Annotated in this window: 19 protein-coding genes; 4 read left to right on the top strand and 15 right to left on the bottom strand. The window is 65.1% G+C overall.

The annotated features are described in order from the left end of the window. Position 1: 1 nt before the first annotated feature. The 5 genes from AC6H0R_RS06690 to AC6H0R_RS06670 are packed head-to-tail and all read right to left on the bottom strand — an operon-like array spanning position 2 to position 6,009. Positions 2-256, bottom strand: coding sequence for a formate dehydrogenase subunit delta (locus tag AC6H0R_RS06690; protein ID WP_497580570.1), 255 nt, complete (start codon positions 254-256; stop codon positions 2-4). Beyond that, positions 253-1,110: a formate dehydrogenase accessory sulfurtransferase FdhD gene (gene fdhD, locus AC6H0R_RS06685; protein WP_497580569.1), complete on the bottom strand. Its 858-nt coding sequence runs from the start codon at positions 1,108-1,110 to the stop codon at positions 253-255. The genes AC6H0R_RS06690 and fdhD overlap by 4 nt, the downstream gene beginning before the upstream one ends. Next, complete coding sequence (gene fdhF / locus AC6H0R_RS06680) at positions 1,107-3,962, bottom strand: formate dehydrogenase subunit alpha (protein ID WP_497580568.1); 2,856 nt, start codon at positions 3,960-3,962, stop codon at positions 1,107-1,109. Before fdhF ends, fdhD begins: the two co-directional genes overlap by 4 nt. 11 nt (positions 3,963-3,973) lie before the next feature. Then, a complete protein-coding gene (locus AC6H0R_RS06675) occupies positions 3,974-5,530 on the bottom strand; it encodes a formate dehydrogenase beta subunit (RefSeq protein ID WP_497580567.1) in 1,557 nt (518 codons plus the stop codon). Next, positions 5,527-6,009 carry a formate dehydrogenase subunit gamma gene (locus AC6H0R_RS06670; protein ID WP_497580566.1) on the bottom strand — a complete coding sequence of 161 codons (483 nt, stop codon included), beginning with the start codon at positions 6,007-6,009 and terminating at the stop codon, positions 5,527-5,529. Before AC6H0R_RS06670 ends, AC6H0R_RS06675 begins: the two co-directional genes overlap by 4 nt. A gap of 164 nt (positions 6,010-6,173) precedes the next feature. Between AC6H0R_RS06670 and AC6H0R_RS06665 the strand changes: the two genes are divergently transcribed. The 4 genes from AC6H0R_RS06665 (at position 6,174) to AC6H0R_RS06650 (ending at position 9,893) form a co-directional block, all read left to right on the top strand. Beyond that, positions 6,174-7,250 (top strand): substrate-binding domain-containing protein, encoded by a 1,077-nt coding sequence (locus tag AC6H0R_RS06665; protein ID WP_497580565.1) that lies wholly within the window; start codon positions 6,174-6,176, stop codon positions 7,248-7,250. Between the two features lie 102 nt (positions 7,251-7,352). Then, entirely contained in the window at positions 7,353-8,057 is a 705-nt protein-coding gene (locus AC6H0R_RS06660) for an ABC transporter permease (RefSeq protein ID WP_497580564.1), read from the top strand. After that, positions 8,050-8,778, top strand: a complete 729-nt coding sequence (locus AC6H0R_RS06655) for an ABC transporter ATP-binding protein (RefSeq protein WP_497580563.1) — start codon at positions 8,050-8,052, stop codon at positions 8,776-8,778. The genes AC6H0R_RS06660 and AC6H0R_RS06655 overlap by 8 nt, the downstream gene beginning before the upstream one ends. Continuing rightward, positions 8,775-9,893, top strand: coding sequence for a putative sulfate/molybdate transporter (locus tag AC6H0R_RS06650; protein WP_497580562.1), 1,119 nt, complete (start codon positions 8,775-8,777; stop codon positions 9,891-9,893). Before AC6H0R_RS06655 ends, AC6H0R_RS06650 begins: the two co-directional genes overlap by 4 nt. A 6-nt stretch (positions 9,894-9,899) precedes the next feature. Here AC6H0R_RS06650 and AC6H0R_RS06645 read toward each other — a convergent pair whose 3' ends face one another. The 10 genes from AC6H0R_RS06645 to AC6H0R_RS06600 form a co-directional block, all read right to left on the bottom strand. Continuing rightward, the gene (locus AC6H0R_RS06645; protein WP_497580561.1) at positions 9,900-10,238 is read right to left on the bottom strand and encodes an SMR family transporter; all 339 of its coding nucleotides are present in this window, start codon (positions 10,236-10,238) and stop codon (positions 9,900-9,902) included. 71 nt (positions 10,239-10,309) lie between these two features. Next, positions 10,310-11,986, bottom strand: coding sequence for a dihydroxy-acid dehydratase (ilvD, locus tag AC6H0R_RS06640; protein ID WP_497580560.1), 1,677 nt, complete (start codon positions 11,984-11,986; stop codon positions 10,310-10,312). 154 nt (positions 11,987-12,140) lie between these two features. Next, complete coding sequence (locus tag AC6H0R_RS06635) at positions 12,141-12,569, bottom strand: FKBP-type peptidyl-prolyl cis-trans isomerase (protein WP_497580559.1); 429 nt, start codon at positions 12,567-12,569, stop codon at positions 12,141-12,143. A gap of 185 nt (positions 12,570-12,754) precedes the next feature. Beyond that, on the bottom strand, positions 12,755-13,999 hold the full coding sequence (gene zigA, locus AC6H0R_RS06630; RefSeq protein ID WP_497580558.1) for a zinc metallochaperone GTPase ZigA: 1,245 nt from the start codon (positions 13,997-13,999) through the stop codon (positions 12,755-12,757). A gap of 89 nt (positions 14,000-14,088) precedes the next feature. Beyond that, entirely contained in the window at positions 14,089-14,505 is a 417-nt protein-coding gene (locus AC6H0R_RS06625; protein WP_497580557.1) for a DUF3830 family protein, read from the bottom strand. Positions 14,506-14,507: 2 nt separating this feature from the next. Continuing rightward, positions 14,508-15,251, bottom strand: a complete 744-nt coding sequence (locus AC6H0R_RS06620; protein ID WP_497580556.1) for an aspartate/glutamate racemase family protein — start codon at positions 15,249-15,251, stop codon at positions 14,508-14,510. 16 nt (positions 15,252-15,267) lie between these two features. Beyond that, entirely contained in the window at positions 15,268-16,620 is a 1,353-nt protein-coding gene (locus tag AC6H0R_RS06615) for an amidohydrolase family protein (RefSeq protein ID WP_497580555.1), read from the bottom strand. A 10-nt stretch (positions 16,621-16,630) separates the two neighbouring features. Further along, positions 16,631-17,911: a TRAP transporter large permease gene (locus AC6H0R_RS06610; protein ID WP_497580554.1), complete on the bottom strand. Its 1,281-nt coding sequence runs from the start codon at positions 17,909-17,911 to the stop codon at positions 16,631-16,633. After that, the gene (locus AC6H0R_RS06605; protein WP_497580553.1) at positions 17,908-18,453 is read right to left on the bottom strand and encodes a TRAP transporter small permease; all 546 of its coding nucleotides are present in this window, start codon (positions 18,451-18,453) and stop codon (positions 17,908-17,910) included. The genes AC6H0R_RS06610 and AC6H0R_RS06605 overlap by 4 nt, the downstream gene beginning before the upstream one ends. A 23-nt stretch (positions 18,454-18,476) precedes the next feature. After that, a complete protein-coding gene (locus AC6H0R_RS06600) occupies positions 18,477-19,478 on the bottom strand; it encodes a TRAP transporter substrate-binding protein (RefSeq protein WP_497580552.1) in 1,002 nt (333 codons plus the stop codon). Between the last annotated feature and the right edge of the window lie 307 nt (positions 19,479-19,785).

The following is a 19,785-nucleotide window of genomic DNA, read 5'->3' as shown; positions in this document are numbered from 1 at the left end:
GTCAGGCGGCCTCGAGGTGCTGTGTGACCGAGCCGAGCAGCATGTCGCGGTGACGCGTGAGCGCAGCGGCGACGACGGCCAGCAGTTCGGCGTCGCCATTGGCGTCGACGTGGGCAATGAGAGCGCGACGCATGCGCGGGTCCCAAAAGCGGTGGATGTGGTTGGCGGTGTCGTCGGCGGCGACTTCGAGCGCGACTTCGGGCTCGAAGAAGGTGCCGATCTGATTGGCCATCTTGATCAGGGTCTGGATGTTCATTCGGGGTTTCCTGATTGCGTTGTGTCGAGCCGCGCGGGGTGCGAGTAGGCGACGTGGCCCTGGCCGCGGGTGAAGCCGAGCAGGGTGACGCCGGCTTCTTCGGCAATGCGCACGGCCAGCCCGGTGGGGGCGGAAATGGCGGCGACGAAGCTGATGCCGCGGGTGGCGGCCTTCTGCACGATCTCGTAGCTGGCGCGGCTGGTGATGACGACGAAGCCGCTGGCGTGGTCGACGCCCTCGGCCGCCATGGCGCCGAGGAGCTTGTCGAGCGCGTTGTGGCGACCGACGTCTTCACGCACGAGTTGCAGGCTGCCGTCGGGACGGGCCCAGGCGGCGGCATGCACGGCGCCGGTGATGCGTTGCAGGGTTTGCGCTTCGGCCATGGCGCCCATGGCGCGATGCACAGCCTCGGCCGAAACCTGCAGGCCGGTGTTGGCGACCGGCGCCGGGTGGCGCACGGCCTGTTCCAGCGTTTCCACGCCGCACAGGCCGCAACCGGTGCGGCCGGTGAGGTTGCGGCGGCGCTGCTTGAGACGCATGAAGCACTCGGCCGAGATGCGCATGTCGACCTGGATGCCTTCACCGAGCTGTTCGACTTCGAGGTCGTACAGGTCGCTGGCGTCGCGCAGGATGCCTTCCGACAGCGAAAAGCCCAGCGCGAAGTCTTCCAGGTCGGCCGGCGACGCCAGCATCACCGCGTGGGAGATGCCGTTGTACACCAGCGCGACCGGGACTTCTTCGGCGACCTGGTCGATGCCGTCGGTGGTTCCGCCGGCGGACCAGCGTTCGACCCGACGGCTCGACCACGGGCGCACCGCTACGGGCTGCCCGGCGCGAGCGCTGCACACACTCATTTGCCGCCTTCCGCGCGGGCTTCCTCAAGCAGCGCGAGCTGCTGTTCGGTGAAGCGCTGGAAGCCTTGCTGCCACTCGGACGGCTGCGACACCGGCAGCACCTGCACCGCGGTCACCTTGTACTCGGGGCAGTTGGTGGCCCAGTCCGAGTTGTCGGTGGTGATCACGTTGGCGCCGGATTCCGGGAAGTGGAAGGTGGTGTACACCACGCCCGGTTGCATGCGCTCGGTGATGGTCGCGCGCAGCACGGTCTCGCCGGCACGGCTCTGGATACCGACCCAGTCGCCGTCCTTGATGCCGCGGTCTTCTGCGTCGTGCGGGTGCAGTTCCAGCCGGTCTTCGCTGTGCCACGCGTTGTTGGCGGTACGGCGGGTCTGTGCGCCCACGTTGTACTGCGACAGGATGCGGCCGGTGGTCAGGATCAGCGGGAATTTCTGCGTCACGCGCTCATCGGTGGCCACGTAGCGGGTCGGGGCAAACTTGCCCTTGCCGCGCACGAACTCGTCGATGTGCATGGTCGGCGTGCCTTCCGGCGCTTCTGCGTTGCACGGCCACTGCACCGAACCGAGCTTTTCGATGAGGTCGAACGACACGCCGTGGAAGGTTGGCGTGAGGCGCGCGATCTCGTCCATGATCTCGGACGGGTGCTGGTAGTTCATCGGGTAACCCAGCGCGTTCGACAGCAGCTGCGTGACTTCCCAGTCGCCGTAGCCGGCCAGCGGCTTCATGACCTTGGTGACGCGCGAGATGCGGCGCTCGGCGTTGGTGAAGGTGCCGTCTTTCTCGAGGAAGGAAGCGCCCGGCAGGAAGATGTGCGCGTACTTGGCGGTTTCGTTCAGGAACAGGTCCTGCACGATCAGGCACTCGAGCTGTTCCAGCGCGGCCGTGGTGTGCTGGGTGTCCGGGTCGGACTGAACGATGTCCTCACCTTCCACGTACATGGCCTTGTACGAGCCATCCAGCGCGGCGTCGAACATGTTCGGGATGCGCAAGCCCGGCTCGCCTTCAAGCGTGACGCCCCATTCGGATTCGAACAGCGCGCGTGCAGAGGAGTCCGACACGTGGCGGTAGCCCGGCAGTTCGTGCGGGAAGGAGCCCATGTCGCAGGCGCCTTGCACGTTGTTCTGACCGCGCAGCGGGTTCACACCCACGCCCGGACGGCCGATGTTGCCGGTGGCCATGGCGAGGTTGGCGATGCCGATGACGGTGGTCGAACCCTGTGCGTGCTCGGTAACCCCCAGACCGTAGTAGATGGCCGCGTTGCCGCCGGTGGCGAGCATGCGGGCAGCGCCGCGCAGCACGTCGGCCGGCACGCCGGTCACCATCTCCATGGCCTCGGGGCTGTTCTCGGGACGGGCAGCAAACTTCTTCCACAGGTCAAACGATTCGAGGTCGCAACGCTCGGCGATGAAGTCTTCGTCCATCAGGCCTTCGGTGACGATGACGTGGGCCATGGACGTGACCAGCGCCACGTTGGTGCCGGGACGCAGCTGCAGGTGGTAGTCGGCCTTGATGTGGGCGGACTTCACCAGGTCGATGCGGCGCGGGTCGGCGACGATGAGCTTGGCACCGGCGCGCAGGCGACGCTTCATCATCGAGCCGAACACCGGGTGGCCGTCGGTCGGGTTGGCGCCGATCACGAAGATCACGTCGGAGTGCAGCACCGATTCAAAGGTCTGCGTACCGGCCGATTCACCCATGGTGACTTTCAGGCCGTAGCCGGTGGGCGAGTGGCAAACGCGGGCGCAGGTATCAACATTGTTGTTGCCGAAGGCAGCACGCACCAGCTTCTGCACGAGGTAGGTTTCCTCGTTGGTGCAGCGCGAGGACGTGATGCCGCCGACCGCGCCACGGCCGTACTGGCCCTGGATGCGCTTGATCTCGGAAGCGGCGTAACTGATGGCCTCTTCCCACGACACTTCCTGCCACGGATCGGTGATCTTCTTGCGGATCATCGGCTTGGTGATGCGGTCGGTGTGGGTGGCGTAGCCCCACGCGAAGCGGCCCTTGACGCAGGAGTGGCCCATGTTGGCCTGACCGTTCTTGTTGGGGACCATGCGCACGACGGTCTCGCCCTTCATCTCGGCCTTGAACGAGCAGCCCACGCCGCAATAGGCGCAGGTGGTGACTACGCTGTGCTCGGCCTGGCCGAGTTCGACAACGCTCTTTTCCATCAGCGTGGCGGTCGGGCAGGCCTGCACGCAGGCGCCGCAAGACACGCACTCGGAATCCATGAAGTCTTCGTTCTGGCTGGCCGCGATGCGCGACTCAAAGCCTCGGCCGTCCACCGTCAGCGCGAAGGTGCCCTGCGTTTCTTCGCAAGCACGCACGCAGCGGTTGCACACGATGCACTTGGACGGGTCGTAGTTGAAGTACGGGTTGGAATAGTCCGTGGTGTCCTTGAGGTGGTTCTCACCTTCGTAGCCGTAGCGCACTTCACGCAGGCCGACCGTGCCGGCCATGTCCTGCAGCTCGCAGTTGCCGTTGGCCGAGCAGGTCAGGCAGTCCAGCGGGTGGTCGGAGATGTAGAGCTCCATCACGCCACGGCGCAGGTCGGCGAGCTTCTTGTTCTCGGTGTGCACCACCATGCCTTCGTCCACCGGAGTGGTACACGAGGCGGGGGTGCCGCGACGGCCCTCGATCTCGACCAGGCACAGGCGGCACGAGCCGAAGGGCTCAAGGCTGTCGGTGGCGCACAGCTTGGGGATGTTGATGCCGGCTTCAGCAGCGGCGCGCATCACCGAGGTGCCGGCCGGCACGGAGATCTCGACGTCGTCGATGGTTAGCGTCACGAGCTTTTCGGAGACGCTGGCGGGCGTGCCGAAATCGATTTCGTTCAGGTTGTAGAGCATGGTGGTTCTCCTCAGGCTGCCTTGCCGGCGGGCTTGCTCACGCCGAAGTCTTCAGGGAAGTGGTTGAGCGCGCTGAGCACCGGGAAAGGTGCCATGCCGCCCAGTGCGCACAGCGAGCCGCTGAGCATGGTGTCGCACAGTTCGCGCAGCAAAATGACCTGCTTGGGTCGTTCCTTGCCCTCGACGATCTTGTCGATGACCTCGGCACCGCGCGTGGAGCCGATGCGGCAAGGCGTGCATTTGCCGCAGGATTCGATGGCGCAGAACTCCATCGCGAAGCGCGCCATGCCCGCCATGTCCACGGTGTCGTCGAAGATCACCAGACCGCCGTGGCCGAGCATTGCGTCGTTCTTTGCCAGCTCTTCGTAGTCGAGCGGCAGGTCGAAGTGCGACTCCGGCACGTAGGCGCCGAGCGGGCCGCCGATCTGCACGGCGCGAATCGGACGGCCGCTGCGCGTGCCGCCGCCGAAGTCGTACAACAGCTCGCGGATGGTCATGCCGAAGGCCGCCTCGACGAGGCCGCCGTGCTTCACGTTGCCGCCGAGCTGGAAGGGCAGCGTGCCGCGTGAGCGACCGACGCCGTATTCCTGATAGTTGGCGCCGCCCTGGTCGAGAATGATCGGCACGCTGGCCAGCGAGATGACGTTGTTCACCACGGTGGGCTTGCCGAACAGGCCTTCGAGCGCCGGCAGGGGCGGCTTGAAGCGCACCATGCCGCGCTTGCCTTCGAGGCTCTCCAACAGCGAGGTCTCCTCGCCGCACACGTAGGCGCCGGCACCGCGGCGCACTTCGAGGTGGAAGGTCCTGCCCGAACCGAGGATGTCCGCACCCAGATAGCCGCGCGCGTTGGCGACGTCGATGGCTTCGTTCAGCGCGGTTTCGGCGTAGGGGTATTCCGAGCGCAGGTAGATGTAGCCCATGGTGGCGCCGACGGCCAGACCGGCGATGGTCATGCCCTCGATCAGCACGAAGGGGTCGCCTTCCATGATCATGCGGTCGGAGAAGGTGCCGGAGTCGCCCTCGTCGGCGTTGCAGACGATGTACTTCTGGTCGGCTTGCGCGCCCAGCACGGTGCGCCACTTGATGCCGGTCGGGAAGGCTGCACCGCCACGGCCACGCAGGCCGGAGGTGGCAACTTCCTCGACGATGTCGGCGCCGCTCATCTTCAGCGCGTTGGCCAGACCACGGTAACCGTCATGCGCGATGTAGTCGTCCAGCGACACCGGATCGGTGATGCCGACACGCGCGAAGGTCAGGCGCTGCTGCTTGGCGAAGTACGGAATCTCTTCGGTCAGGCCGAGGTTCAGATGATGCTGGCCGCCGTACAGGAAATTGGCCTCGAACAACTCGGGCACATCCTCGGGCTTGACCGGGCCAAAGGCCACGCGACCTTCCGAGGTGGTGACCTCGACCATGGGCTCGAGCCAGAACATGCCGCGCGAGCCGTTGCGCACGAGTTCGATGGTCGCGCCGCGCTTGGCGGCCTCGAAGGCGATAGCGCGGGCAACCTTGTCGGCGCCCTTGGAGATCGCGGTGGAGTCGCGGGAAACGTAGACTTTGACGGTCATTGGCGGGTCCTCAGGCTGTCGACGATGGCGTCGAGGTTGTCCGCGCTCACTTCACCGACCACTTCCCCATCGACCATGATCGACGGCGAACAGGCGCAGTTGCCGAGGCAGAACACCTGCTCGAGCGAGACAGCGCCATCGGTGGTGGTTTCGTGGAAGTCCACACCCAGGGTCTTCTTGGCATGCGCGACGAGGGCGTTGGCGCCCACGGCCTGACAGGCCTCGCCACGGCAGATCTCAAGCTTGTGCCGACCCGGCGGGGTGGTGCGGAAGTGGTGATAGAAGGTGATCGTGCCGTGCACCTCGGCGCGCGACAGGTTCAGCGCCTCGGCCATCAGCGGCACAGCGTCATCGGGCACGTAGCCGATGCTGTCCTGGATGCCGTGCAGGATCGGCATGAGCGCGCCGGGCATGTCCTTCAGCGTATTGATGATGCCAAGGACCTTGTCGCGGTCCCAGGCGGGTTGGGCGGAACTCATGTGCACCTCTCGAAAACTTGATAACCGGTCGATTCGGGGTAAGCTGGATTCGTCGTGCGGATCTCATATGCACAAATAAACATATGATGTAGAACCCATTCCGAATCGCTACACCGCCAAGTTAGCAGAGGAAAAATAACCTCTCAATATGAGATAAATTGCACATGAAGTTCAGTGTCACGATCAAACCGGCCTGGCATGTCTCGCGCGATGGCGACGCGCAACTGTCCCTGCCCGGCCTGCTGTCCTTGCTGGCGGTGGTGGACGAGCTGGGCCAGATCGAACAGGCCTGTGCGCAGCTGGGTGTGTCCTATCGTCACGGCTGGGGGCTGCTCCGTACCGGCGAGGAAGTGTTCGGCAGCCCGCTGGTGAGCAAGGCGCGCGGACGCGGCACTACGCTGACCGCGCTCGGCAAGAAGCTGTTGTGGGCCGACAAGCGCATCGCCGCGCGTCTGGCGCCTACGCTCGACAGTCTGGCTTCGGAGCTCGAAGCCGAACTGCTCAAGGTCATCGAGCACAAGGAACAGATCCTGCGGATCAACGCCAGCCACGGTTTTGCGGTGGAGACCCTGCGCGGCTTTCTGGTCGACCACGACATTCCGGTGGACCTGAAATACCGCGGCAGCCTGGATTCGGTGGCCTCGCTGGCGCGAGGAGACTGCGACGTAGCGGGCTTTCACGTGCCGTTGGGCGAGTTCGAAAGCGCGGCCTGGACGCAGTACGGCAAGTGGCTCAAACCCCGCAAGCACCGACTGATCCACCTGGCCGAGCGTCAGCAGGGGCTGTTCGTGCTGCCGGGCAATCCCAAGAACATCACCAGCCTGACGGATCTGGTGCGCGAGGACGTGTCCTTCGTGAACCGTCAGCCCGGTTCGGGCACGCGCATCCTGCTCGACCTGCTGCTTGACGCCCACGGGCTGGACAGCGACCGCATTCGCGGCTTCCAGAATTCAGAGCTGACGCACGCCGCAGTCGCCGCCTACATTGCCAGCGGCATGGCCGATGTCGGCTTCGGTGTGCGCACCGCGGCACACCGCTTCAAGCTGGACTTCATCGAGATCGCGCGTGAGCGCTATTTCATCGCCTGCAACGCATCCGCCATGCGGTCTGCCGCCGTACGCGGCATGCACGACATCATGCAAAGCGAGGATTTCCGCGCTGCCGTCGCGGCACTGCCCGGCTACGACGGACATGAATCCGGTCGCCTGATGACGCTCGACGAGGCGATACCAGCAGACTGATCCGCCTTCGCGCAGGGCCTATGCACGGCAGTTCATATTGTTGGCGCTTTCGCCCGCCCTTACAGTGTCCGGCCTCGCGCGCGCGACGCGTATTTCAGGTGCTTGATGTCCTTCGCCGCAACCTTTTCCGAAGCCTTTTCACTGATCGCCAGCCTGGATGCGCGCGTCGCGGAAATCGTGCTGCTGTCGATCCAGGTCAGCGGCACGGCAGTGGTGTTGGGCACCTTCATCGGTCTGCCGCTGGGCGCCGTGTTGGCCATCGGACGCTGGCCCGGCCAGCAAGTCGGTACGGTACTGGTCAATGCGCTGATGGGCGCGCCGGCAGTGGTGATCGGGGTGATCGTCTATCTGCTGCTGTCGCGCTCCGGCCCGTTCGGGCATTTCGGCCTGCTGTTCAGCCCCACAGCCATGGTCATCGCGCAAACCCTGCTGGTGATTCCGCTGATGGCCGCCATCGCACGGCAGGTGGTCGAAGACGCCTGGCAGCGCTACGCCGAGGAGCTGCGCGTGATGCGTTTCAACTGGTGGCACAGCCTCACCACGCTGCTCTACGACTGTCGCCATTCCCTGCTGGTGGCGGTGCTGGCCGGCCTGGGCCGCGCAATGAGCGAGGTTGGTGCGGTGATGATCGTGGGCGGCAACATTGACGGCGTCACCCGCGTGATGACCACTGCGATTGCACTGGAAACCAGCAAGGGCGACCTGCCGCTGGCGATTGCCCTCGGGCTGGTGCTGATCTCGGTGATCCTGATCCTCAACACCTTCGCGCATCTGATGCGCGGCTGGGCGATGCGGCGTTATGGCTGAGGGCGCGATGTTTCCGGTGCGCATGCGCGACGTGCGCTTCACGCCCAACGGCCGTACCGTGCTCGACGGCGTGGAGCTTGAACTCGGCGACGAAGGCATCACGCTGGTGCTGGGCCCCAACGGGGCAGGCAAGAGCGTGCTGCTGCGCACGCTGTGCGGCCTCATCGAACCTTCTGCCGGCAGCATTGAATGGGCCGGCGGACCACGCCCCCACCACGGTGTGATGATGGTGTTCCAGCACCCGATGATGATTCGCGCCTCGGTGCTGGAGAACGTCTCGCTGGGTCTGAAGCCGCTCGGGGTGGCACGTTCGGAGCGCTACCGCCGCGCCGCCGAAGTGCTCGAACGCGTGGCGCTGGCCGACCGTGCGCAGGACAGCGCCCGCCATCTCTCGGGCGGCGAGCAACAACGATTGGCGCTGGCGCGCGCGTGGCTGACCAAACCACGCCTGCTGCTACTCGACGAACCCACCGCCAGCCTGGATCCCTCGGCCACGGCTGAGGTCGAGCGCATCATCCGCGAGATCCGCACCGACGGCACGCGCATCGTCATGACCACGCACAACCTCGGCCAGGCCACGCGGCTGGGCGACGAGGTGATCTTCATCAGCGCCGGGCGCGTGCGTGAGCACACGCCGGTGCAGCGCTTCTTCGCACGCCCCGCTTCAGAAGAAGCACGCTTGTTCATCCAGGGCGAACTGCCCTGGCGCATGCCGCTGTGAAGCATTTCGGGCGCGAGGCCAACGGCGCCTGCGGCGACCTCGGCACCTTCCTGCCCTATGCCGTTGGCGCCGTCACGGTCGGCGGGTTGAGTGCGCTGGGTGTCTTCTTCGGTTTCGGTATTGCGCTGATCGCGGCCGGGCTGTTCTACGGCATACCGATGGCGGTACAGCCGATGAAAGCCGTGTCCGCCGTGCTGCTGACCTCGGGCCTGACGCCCGGCGAAGTGGCCATGGCCGGTCTGCTCATCGGTGCCACCGTGCTGGTGCTGGGGCTGACCGGCGGGGTGTCGTGGATCGCGCGACGCATCCCGCACTCGGTCACGCTGGGGCTGACGCTGGGACTGGGCCTGTCGATGGCGTGGCTGGGCGTGACGCTGATGATGGATGCCCCCTTACTCGGCGCCGGCGCGCTGGCCTTTGCCGTGGCAGCGATGTTCGTTACGCGCTTGCCGTTGTTGGCAATGGGCATCGTTGCAGTACTCGCAGCTCCGTGGCTGGGTCTGAGCGACACCGTGCCTACCTTGGCCGGATTTGGCCTGGCCGTTCCGCAGTTCGTACTCCCATCGTGGTCCGACCTGCCGCGCGCGCTCGAACTGGCGGTGCTGCCGCAGATTCCACTGACGCTGTCGAACGCCATCATCGTCACCGCTGCGGTCAGCGCCTCGCTGTTCCACGAGCAGGCTGCACGCGCGAGCGAGCGCAATCTGGCACTGAGCACCGGGCTGGGCAACCTGCTGCTGGCGCCCTTCGGCGCCATGCCGATGTGCCACGGCGCTGGCGGCGTAGTGGCGCAACACCGCTTCGGCGCACGCTCGTGCACGGCGCCCGTGCTGTTGGGCTCGGCCTTGCTGGCGAGTGCACTGTTCGCCGGCGAGTCCGCCGCGGCGTTGCTGGCAGCCTTCCCGCTGCCCGTGGCCGGCGCGTTGCTGGCCATAGCCGGTGCCGATCTGGCCTTCTCAAAGCGGCTTTTCAACACCCGACCGGATTGCTGGGCGGTGATCGGCATCACCGCTGCAGTGGCCTTCGCAATGAACCCGGCCTGGGCGCTGGCCGCCGGGCTGGCGATGGAGTCGGCGCGCAGCCTGGCCGCGCGCTACCGCGCGCACCGAGGGTGACCGGCCTCAGTGGCCGGTGGTTTTTGAGAACACGTTCATCACCACCACGCCAGCCACGATCAGGCCCATGCCGATGACGGCCGGCGCGTCGAGCTTCTGTCCGAACAGTACCACCCCCACCAGCGCGATCAGCACAATGCCCACCCCCGCCCAAATGGCGTAGGCTACCCCGACCGGAATGGAGCGCAATGTCAGCGCCAGCAGCCAGAACGCGCAGGCATAGCCCACGACCACGAGGACCGACGGCCACAGCCGCGTGAAGCCATCGCTGGCCTTGAGGGCCGAGGTACCGATGACTTCGGCGAGGATGGCGGTGCCGAGGTACAGCCAGGGTGTGAGGTTCATGCGTGTCTCCGGTGTTCAAAACAAAACGCCACGGCAAGCCGTGGCGCTTTTCATTTCCGATGCGACAAGGCTCAGAACTTGTCGGTCACCGCGCCTTCGGAAGCCGAGCTGACGGTTTTGGCGAACTTGGCCAGCGCACCGCGCGTGTAGCGCGGGGGCATGGGCGTCCAAGCGGCGCGGCGGCGCTCCATCTCGGCGTCGTCGATGTGCAGCGTGATGACGTTGTTGTCCGCGTCGATGGTGATCTTGTCGCCGGTCTCGACCAGCGCAATCGGGCCACCTTCGGCCGCTTCGGGCGTAATGTGGCCGACCACGAAGCCATGGCTGCCGCCGGAGAAACGGCCGTCGGTAATCAACGCCACATCCTTGCCCAGGCCCTTGCCCATGATCGCGGAAGTGGGGCTCAGCATCTCGCGCATGCCGGGACCGCCTTTCGGGCCTTCGTAGCGGATGACCAGCACGTCGTGGGCGACCACGGTGCCGTCGAGGATGCGGTCCAGCGCTTCTTCTTCGGAATGGAACACGCGGGCGTTGCCGGTGAACTGCGTGCCTTCCTTGCCGGTGATCTTGGCAACCGAGCCGGTCGGGGCGAGGTTGCCGTAGAGGATGCGCAGGTGGCTGTCCTTCTTGATCGGGTTGGACAGCGGACGAATGATCTCCTGCCCGGCCGGGTAAGGCGCGACGGTGGAGAGGTTCTCGGCCAGCGTCTTGCCGGTAACGGTCATGCAGTCGCCGTGCAGCAGGCCGGCGTCGAGCAGCATCTTCATCAGCGGCTGGATGCCGCCGATCTCGACCAGCTCACTCATCATGAAGCGGCCCGACGGACGCAGGTCGGCCAGCAGCGGCACGCGCTTGCCGATTTCGGTGAAGTCTTCCAGCGTCAGCTCGACATCGCAGGAATGCGCCATGGCGAGCAGGTGCAGCACGGCGTTGGTGGAGCCGCCGAGCGTGATGATGACGGTGATGGCGTTCTCGAAAGCCTTGCGCGTCATGATGTCGCGCGGCTTCAGATCGAGATCGAGCAGCTTCATGACGGCGGCCGAGGCACGGCGGCAGTCGTCCATCTTGTTGCTCGACACGGCGTTCTGCGCCGACGAACCCGGCAGGCTCATGCCCAGCGCCTCGATGGCGGACGCCATGGTGTTGGCGGTGTACATGCCGCCACAGGAGCCGGGGCCGGGGATCGCGGTGTCCTCGACTTCCTTCACTTCCTTCAGCGTCATGGTGCCGCGCGCGTGGGCGCCGACGGCCTCGAACACCGAGATGATGTCAGTGTGATTCTTGCCCGGCAGGATGGTGCCGCCATACACGAACACCGACGGGCGGTTCAGACGCGCCATGCCGATGATGCAGGCCGGCATGTTCTTGTCACAGCCGCCGATGGTGACGAGGCCATCGAAGCCTTCACAGCCGGCAACGGCTTCGATGGAGTCGGCGATGATCTCGCGCGACACCAACGAGTACTTCATGCCCTCGGTGCCGTTGGCGATGCCGTCGGAGATGGTGATGGTGTTGAAGATCACGCCCTTGCCGCCGGCCGCGTCGGCGCCGCGCGCAGCTTCCTCGGCGAGACCGTTGATGTGCATGTTGCACGGCGTGACATTGCTCCAGGTCGAGGCGATGCCGATCTGCGGCTTCTTGAAGTCCTCGTCGGTGAAGCCTACGGCGCGCAGCATGGCGCGGCCCGGCGCCTTGCTGATGCCGTCGACGACTTCGGCGGAGTACTTGCGGCGATTGTCGGTGGTCATGGCATGTTCCTGAACGGGTTGATCGTTGGCCGCAAGCTGCAGCGGAAAAGTGTGGATTTTACCGAAAGCCTCGGCCGCCGGCCCTGAAATGCACTGGTCAACGCAAAAGGCCGGGCTCAAGTCCCGGCCTTTTGCATGTGGCAAGCCTCTCCGATCAGGCGATCGAAACGACTTCGATATCGAAGGTGAGGTCTTTGCCGGCGAGCGGATGGTTGGCGTCGACCTTGACGGTGGCATCCTCGATGCCCACCACCACGACGGGCACCGGACGACCATCGTGCGTCTGCATCTGCAGCTGCTGGCCGATCGACAGTTCGATCTCGGCCGGAATGTTACCGCGCGGAACTTCGATCACGCCTTCGGCGCTGTGCGGGCCATAGGCCTCGTCGGAAGGAATCAACGCGGTGGTCTTGTCGCCTGCCGCGAGACCGGTGACAGCCTTCTCAAAACCGGGAATGAGCTGGCCGGAACCGACCTTGAACTCCAGCGGCTCACCGCCAACCGACGAATCGAACACCGAACCGTCGGCCAGCTTGCCGGTGTAATGAACGCGGACGGTATCGCCCTGCTTGATCTGTGCCATGTGCACCTCCTGGATGTGTGCGTGTGCCGGGTCTCCACCGGTTGCGCAGTGCAGTTGGTGAAGCATGAGAGCCCAATACCATACAGCAAGAGCCTTCTCATGGCGACCCGGACTCACGTCAGATGACAGCAAGATGGCTCGTTTTCGACGTACTTAGGCGCAGAATGCATTGAGCCCGGTCTGGCTCAGTGTGCCTCTTCAGCCTCTTCCTCACGCAGGATCCAGCGCGGGAAGGGGTCGTCATAGCGCTCCCACGCAGCCGGGCCTGCGGTCAGCTCGGCATCACTCAACAGGCACGCGTCGAAGCCGGCCCGCAGCTCGGCTTCATTCATGCCCATGCCGATCAGCACCAGTTCCTGCTGACGATCACCAAATGGCTCCTGCCAGCGTGCGCGGATGTTGGCGAGGCTCTCGTCGTCCTGCGGCCAGTGGGCTCGCGGCACGCCGGCCCACCACAGGCCACCCAGCTCGTGGCGCGTGAGGGCTCCGGCCTGCGACCAGCTGCCGACCAGATCCAGCCGGCTGGCGAGCCAGAAGTAGCCCTTTGAGCGCACCACGCCGGGCCAGTCTTCGTTGATCCAGCGATGGAAGCGCTGCGGATGGAACGGCCGGCGTGCGCGATAGACGAAGCTCGCAATGCCGTATTCCTCGGTTTCCGGCGTGTGCTCGCCACGCAGCTCACGCAACCAGCCCGGCGCGTTGGCGGCCTGCTCGAAATCGAAGCGGCCGGTGTCGAGCACGCGGTCGAGCGGTACGCGGCCGAACTCCGAGTAGACGATGTCGGCACGCGGATTGAGCCCGCGCAGCATGGCCGCCAGGCGCTCACGCTGCTCGTCGTTCACCTGGTCGACCTTGTTTACCACCAGCACATCACAGAACTCGATCTGCTCGACCAGCAGGTCAACCACCGCACGGTCGTCTTCCTCGCCCATGCTTTCACCACGGTCGGCGAGGAAGTCCTGCGAGCCGTAGTCGCGCAGGAAGTTGCAGGCATCGACCACGGTCACCATGGTGTCGAGACGCGCAATGTCGGACAGGCTGCGGCCGTCTTCATCGCGGAAGGTGAAGGTCTCGGCCACCGGCAGCGGTTCGGAGATGCCGGTGGATTCGATCAGCAGGTAATCGAAGCGACCCTCGTCGGCGAGCCTGCGGATCTCCACCAGCAGGTCTTCACGCAGCGTGCAGCAGATACAGCCGTTGGACATTTCGACGAGTTTTTCTTCCGAACGCGACAGCGCCGCGCCGCCCTCGCGCACCAGCCGGGCGTCGATGTTCACGTCCGACATGTCATTGACGATGACCGCCACCTTGCGGCCTTCACGGTTGTTCAGCGCGTGATTGAGCAGCGTTGTCTTGCCCGCGCCGAGAAAGCCGGACAGCACGGTAACGGGGAGGCGACGAGATGCGGAATCGGGGGAAGGAGAGGCCATGGAAAGCTCCGGAAAGGATCGACACGACTGCGATGATATATTGTTGCATTCGTGAATACGACCCCGGAGCCGGGAAGAAGCCTTGCGCTTCAGTCGTCGATGCGCTCGAACACCACGTCCTGCGCGCCCTGCCACAAGACCTTCTCGCCCAGCGCACGCAGGTGCTCACGCCCTTCGACGATGGTCAGGAAGTGGTTGCCGGCCAGCTGGCCGAGCTTGCTGGCGAAGCTGCAGGCGCCATAGGCGAGGATGACCTCGGTCTCACTGTAGCCGCCGGGGTAGAACAGCACTTCGCCCGGCGCCGGATGAGCCGTGGCGTTCTCGAAGCCGAAGCCTGGCTGGAAATCACCCAGCGGCACCCAGCAGCCTTCGCCGCTCCAGCGCACATGAATCAGTTGCGTACGCCACGGCAACAGACCGAGAAAGGCCTCGACGGTTTTCGGCGCGGCGGCCACGGTCTCGGCCACGAAAACCTGCTCGCCTGCGGTGATGCGGATACGTGTCATGGTCACTTGCGCCCGATGAGCTTGCCCAGCGCGGGCGACAGACCTTTCCAGTCTTTCACCGGCGGCGGCGCGTAGCTGCCCGCCGAGCCGCCACGCGGCGCCAGTGCGGCCAGCGATTCGGCATGCCGCACGGCGCTGGAAACGCCATCGACCACCGGCACCGGAATGCGGTCGGCAATGGTGCGCGCCAGACCCGCCAGCGGCGCGCCGGCGATGATGATGACGTCAGCGCCGTCCTCGCGGATGGCCGTTTCGCACAGCGCCAGCAACTGTGCGCCCTTGTCTTCCTGCACGGTGCCGATGTTGGGCAGCGCTTCGTCCAGGCAGCGGATGCTGGCGAGCCGGCTGGTCAGGCCGTGCATGTCCACCGTTTCCTGATACCAGGCACGGATGCGGCGCGAGATGGCAACGATGGAGAAACGGCCACCGAGCATCGCGGCGCTCATCAGCGCGGCTTCGGTCATGCCCACCACCGGAATCGGCAGCATCTCGCGCGCGGCGGCCAGACCGGGGTCACCGAAGGCGGCGACGATGGCGGCGTCGTGCCCTTGGTAGTGCTCGGCCAGTTCGTTGAGCACGGCAAAGCCGCCCACCGCGGCTTCGGCACGCGTCTCGATGTAGGCCACGCCGAAGGGGGCGGTGCGCATCGTCAGCTCGGTGTCGGCGGCGATGGTGCGGCGCGCTTCGGCCTCAATGAGGTCGGTGACGCTTTGCGAGATGTTGGGGTTGATGATCAGCAGTTTCATGGAGCGTGATTTCCTTTCAGACTTGCGCGCGGGCACGTTCCCACAGGGCTTCCGAGGCGGCCTGTGCGTCGGCAAGGATGGCGTCCTGATCGGCGTGCACGAGGCGCCCGCCTTCGACCACCACGTCACCATCGCACACCACCAGCGCCACGTCGCGACCCTGCGCGCAATGCACCAGGTTGCCAAGCGTTTCGATGTGCGGCACGAGGTGCGGGCGACGGAAATCGAAAGCCACCAGATCGGCCTTCTTGCCGACCGTGATCGAGCCGATTTCGTCCTGCAGGCCGAGTGCGCGGGCACCGTTGATGGTGGCCATTTCCAGCACGTGATGCGGCTGCCAGAACTCGTCGATGCACTCTTCCTGAATGCGCCCGACCATCAGCGCCCAGCGCATCACCTCGACCATGTCGCCGTGCATGTTGTCGGTGGCCAGCGCGATGTTGGCGCCGGCGCGGCGCAGCCGGCTGGTGGGCGCGATGCGCCCGCCCTGCGCGTTGCCGCGGGGCACGTGGGCGACGTTGATGCGCGCACGACCGATGCGCTCGAGGTCGCTGTCGGACACGTACATGCAGTGCGCGGCGGTGTAGCGGTGGTCAAGCAGGCCGACGTCCTCGATCAGCTCGGTCGGCGTCATGCCGTCGCGCTCGAACACGCGGGCGTTTTCCTTGCGGCTCTGCGACAGGTGACCGTTCACATGCACGCCGAGGCGATCGCGCTCGGCCGCAACGTTCTTCAGCAGCGTGCGCGAGCAGGTGTCCGGCGCGTGCGCGGCGAACTCGAAGCCGAGCCGGCCGTTGAACTTGCCGCGCCAGCGCTCGCACAGCGCCACGGCCTCACCCAAGGTCTTGTCGCCGATCTCGTCGCGGTGCTCCCACACGCCTTCATGCACGCGCGAGAAATCCACGTCGTGAATGCGTCCGCAGGTGATCACGCGCATACCCAGCTCGCCCATCGCCGGCAGCGTGAGGTCGGCATGCACATAGCTGTCGTTGATCAGCGTGGAGCCGAACAGCAGGCATTCGGCGGCGCCGAGCCGCGCCAGCGCGACGGCCTCTTCCTCGGTGACTTCGTGGCCGTGCGGCACGCCGGGCGTGTAGGCCGGCGCGAAGCCCATGTCTTCGGCCACCCCGCGCACCATCGTGAGGATGGTGTGGGTGTGCACGTTGACGAAACCCGGCGTGATGACATGCCCGGACAGATCCAGCGTGCGGCGAGCCGGCGGCAGAGGCTTGGCCGGGTCGCGCGCGGCGACCTCGGCGAAGCGACCGTCGCGCACCACGATCAGCGCGTCGGCGATCTCGCCCAACGCGGGGTCGACCGTGACCACGCGCGCCCCATGGATCACCAGATCGGCAGGTGCTGCGGTCATGGCGTACTCCTCAGAAGCCCAGCGCCTTCGGCAGCCAGGTCACCAGCGGCGGATACACGATGCACAGGCCGAGCACGACGAACTGGAACACCACGAAGGGAATCGACTCGCGCACCAGCGTCATCATCGGCACCTTGGTGATGCCGCTCATGACGAAGTACAGCACCCCCACCGGCGGCGTCATCATGCCGATCACCAGGTTGAACATGAACAGGAAGCCGAACCACAGCGGATCGATGCCGTAGGCCACGGCCACCGGCGCGAACAGCGGCACCAGCATGATGTAGGCGGCGTTGGACTCGATCAGCATGCCGACAAAGATCAGCAGCAGCATGGTCAGCAGCACGTAGACCATCGGGTCCGAGGTCATGGCCTGGATCCAGTCGGACAGCTGCGCCGGCACCATCTCGATGGTGAACACGAAAGTCACCGAGGCGGCAAAGGCAATCAGCGCGCCGACCATGGCCGAGGTCACCGCCGCGCGGTACAGACAGCCGGGCAGGTCGGAGAGCTTCAGCCGACGCGTGATGACAAAGCCGATGACGGCCGAGTACAGCACCGCAATGGCCGCGCCTTCGGTGGCGGTGAAGATGCCTCCGACGATGCCGCCCACCACGATCACCGGCATCAGGATGATGACGATGGCGCGGCGCGCCTGCGTGAGCACGTTGCGGATGCAGAAGGCGTCGCCGGTCAGCGCATAGCCACGCTTCCACGAGATGTAACTGGCGATCAGCATGAAGCCCACGGCCAGCAGGATGCCCGGCACGATGCCGGCCATGAACAGCCCGCCCACCGACACCGTGGAACCGGCCATCAGCGCATACACGATCATGGCGTTGGACGGCGGAATCACCGGGCCAAGGTTGGCTGCCGAAGCGATCACCGCGCCGGCGTAGGCGTCCGGGTAGTACTTGCGCAGCGAGGGCACGAGCGTGCTGCCCATCGCCGAAGCGCTTGCCACGGCCGCACCGGACACCGACGCGAGAATGGTGCCGGACACGATAGTGACGTGCGCCAGACCGCCGTGCACGCGGCCGATAAGGCTGTTCGCAAAGGCAATCAGGCGATCCATGATGCCGGCACGCACCATCAGCTCGCCGGCCAGCATGAACAAGGGAATGGCCATCAGCGGGAAGCTGTTGACCGCATGCATCATGCGCTGCGGCATCACCACCAGCTCGAAGTCCAGCAGGTACAGGGCCGCCAGTGAGCCGAAGCCCAGCGCAAAGGCCAGCGGCATGCCGAACACCGCCAGCGCGAGGAACAATCCGATGGCAACCCACGTCATGAGACTTCTCCTTCCCAGGTGCGCGAACCGCCCCAGGCCAGCAGCGCCAGATGCAGCAGCGAATGCACGCCGGTCACGAGCACGGCGATGTAATAGACGCCAGAGGACACCGGCAGCGTGGGCATCAGTTCAGGCCAGCGATCCACCGTCGCCACCCAGCCGCCGACCATCACCATGATCATCAGCAGTGCGCCCATGCCGGCCATGATGCGGAAGAGCTTTTCCTGCGTACCGGGCGACATCATGCGCACGAAGAGGTCGATGCCCACATGCACGCCGTGCTTCACGCCATGCGGAATCGCCAGAAAGATGGCCCACACGAAGAACAGACGGGAAAGCTCGTCGGCCGAGTCGATCGACGAGCTGAAGAAATAGCGCATCACGACCTGCAGCGATACCAGGATGCTCATGCCCGCCATGGCGGCGACGATGCCCCAGTAGGTCAGCGCATCAATGCCGCTGACCAGACGCTTGAAGGATGCAAAAGCCCCGCCGCGCGGCGGCGGCGGGACGGGCGCAACCCCGCCCGGGGGCGGGGCCACGGAGGCGGAGTCGCGTTGGACGCTCACTTGGCGGCCTGCGCTTCTTTCAGCACGAGATCGATCACGGCCGGATCAACGCGCTTCTTCAGATCCTCGACGATGCTGGCAGTAGCCTTGCGCAGTTCATCACGCGTCTCCGGGCTAACCGGCGTGAAGGTCATGCCCGCGTCGATCAGCTTCTTCTTCCACTCGGCTTCCTCGGCAGCAGCCTGCTTGCGCTGCCACAGCATGGCTTCAGCCATGGCGTCGTCGATGACCTTACGATGCTCGGCGGACAGACGCTCGTACTTGCGCTTGTTGGCAGCAACGTTGATGAAGTCATAGAAGTGGCCGGTATCCGAGAGGTGCTTCTGCACTTCGTTGAAACGGCGGCTGGCGATGATGTTGTACGGGTTCTCCTGCGCGTCCAGCACACCCTGCTGGAGCGCCGAGTACAGCTCGGACACGTCCATCGACTGCGGGTTGGCACCCAGCGCGCGGAAGGTCGCGAGGTGCACCTCATTGGGCTGCAGGCGGATTCGCATGCCCTTGAAGTCTTCGGCCGACTTGATCGGGCGCAGGTTGTTGGTGACATGACGGAAACCCAGTTCACCATAGCCAAGGTTCACAAAACCCAGCTTGGCCATCTTCTCGTCGAAGATATCGCCGACCGGGCCGTCCATGACCTTGAAGGCCTGCTCGCGGCTGTCGAACAGGAAGGGCAGGCTCACCGCCTCGTATTCCGGCACGGTGCGGGTGAAGTAGGCGATCGACGTGAACACCGCGAAGATCGTGCCCGAACGTACTTGGTCGACGTTCTCGGTAGCACCACCCAGCTGCATGGCCGGGAACAGATCGACGCGGATATCGCCCTTGGAGTCCTTCTCGACCTTCTCCTTGAACACTTCCATCGCACGCGAGACGCTGTGATCCAGCGGGAAGTTGCCAGCCACGCGGAGGCGCTCAGCCGAAGCAGCTGAAGTACTCACCATCACACCAGCAGCCAGAGCAGCCGCGAGTGCAACGAGTTTGGTTTTTGCGAACATGGGGACTCTCCTCTTCAAACCGGCTGCCTCTCCAGCAGCCAGGATGTACACAACATTGAACACATCAAGCACGAAGCACCTGCGTCCGCATCGGCTTGCCGTACGGTTTTATTAGCAAGGGCAATGCCAGAACCTCCTCCACAACTGCCCAAATCAGATCAAGGCCTTGGAATGAGGGCTATCCGCTGGATTGCATCGACTCCAGCTGCTATCTTCAAACTCATTTTCCAACGCTTTGTATCCAATTTCTTGGACAGTTGACGCACTATAGACGTGCAAAAAGTCGCTGTAAACGTCCACGTTGGTG

It is taken from the genome of Pseudazoarcus sp. NS36 (assembly GCF_059703705.1).
This window is presented reverse-complemented; position numbering and strand designations above follow the sequence as displayed.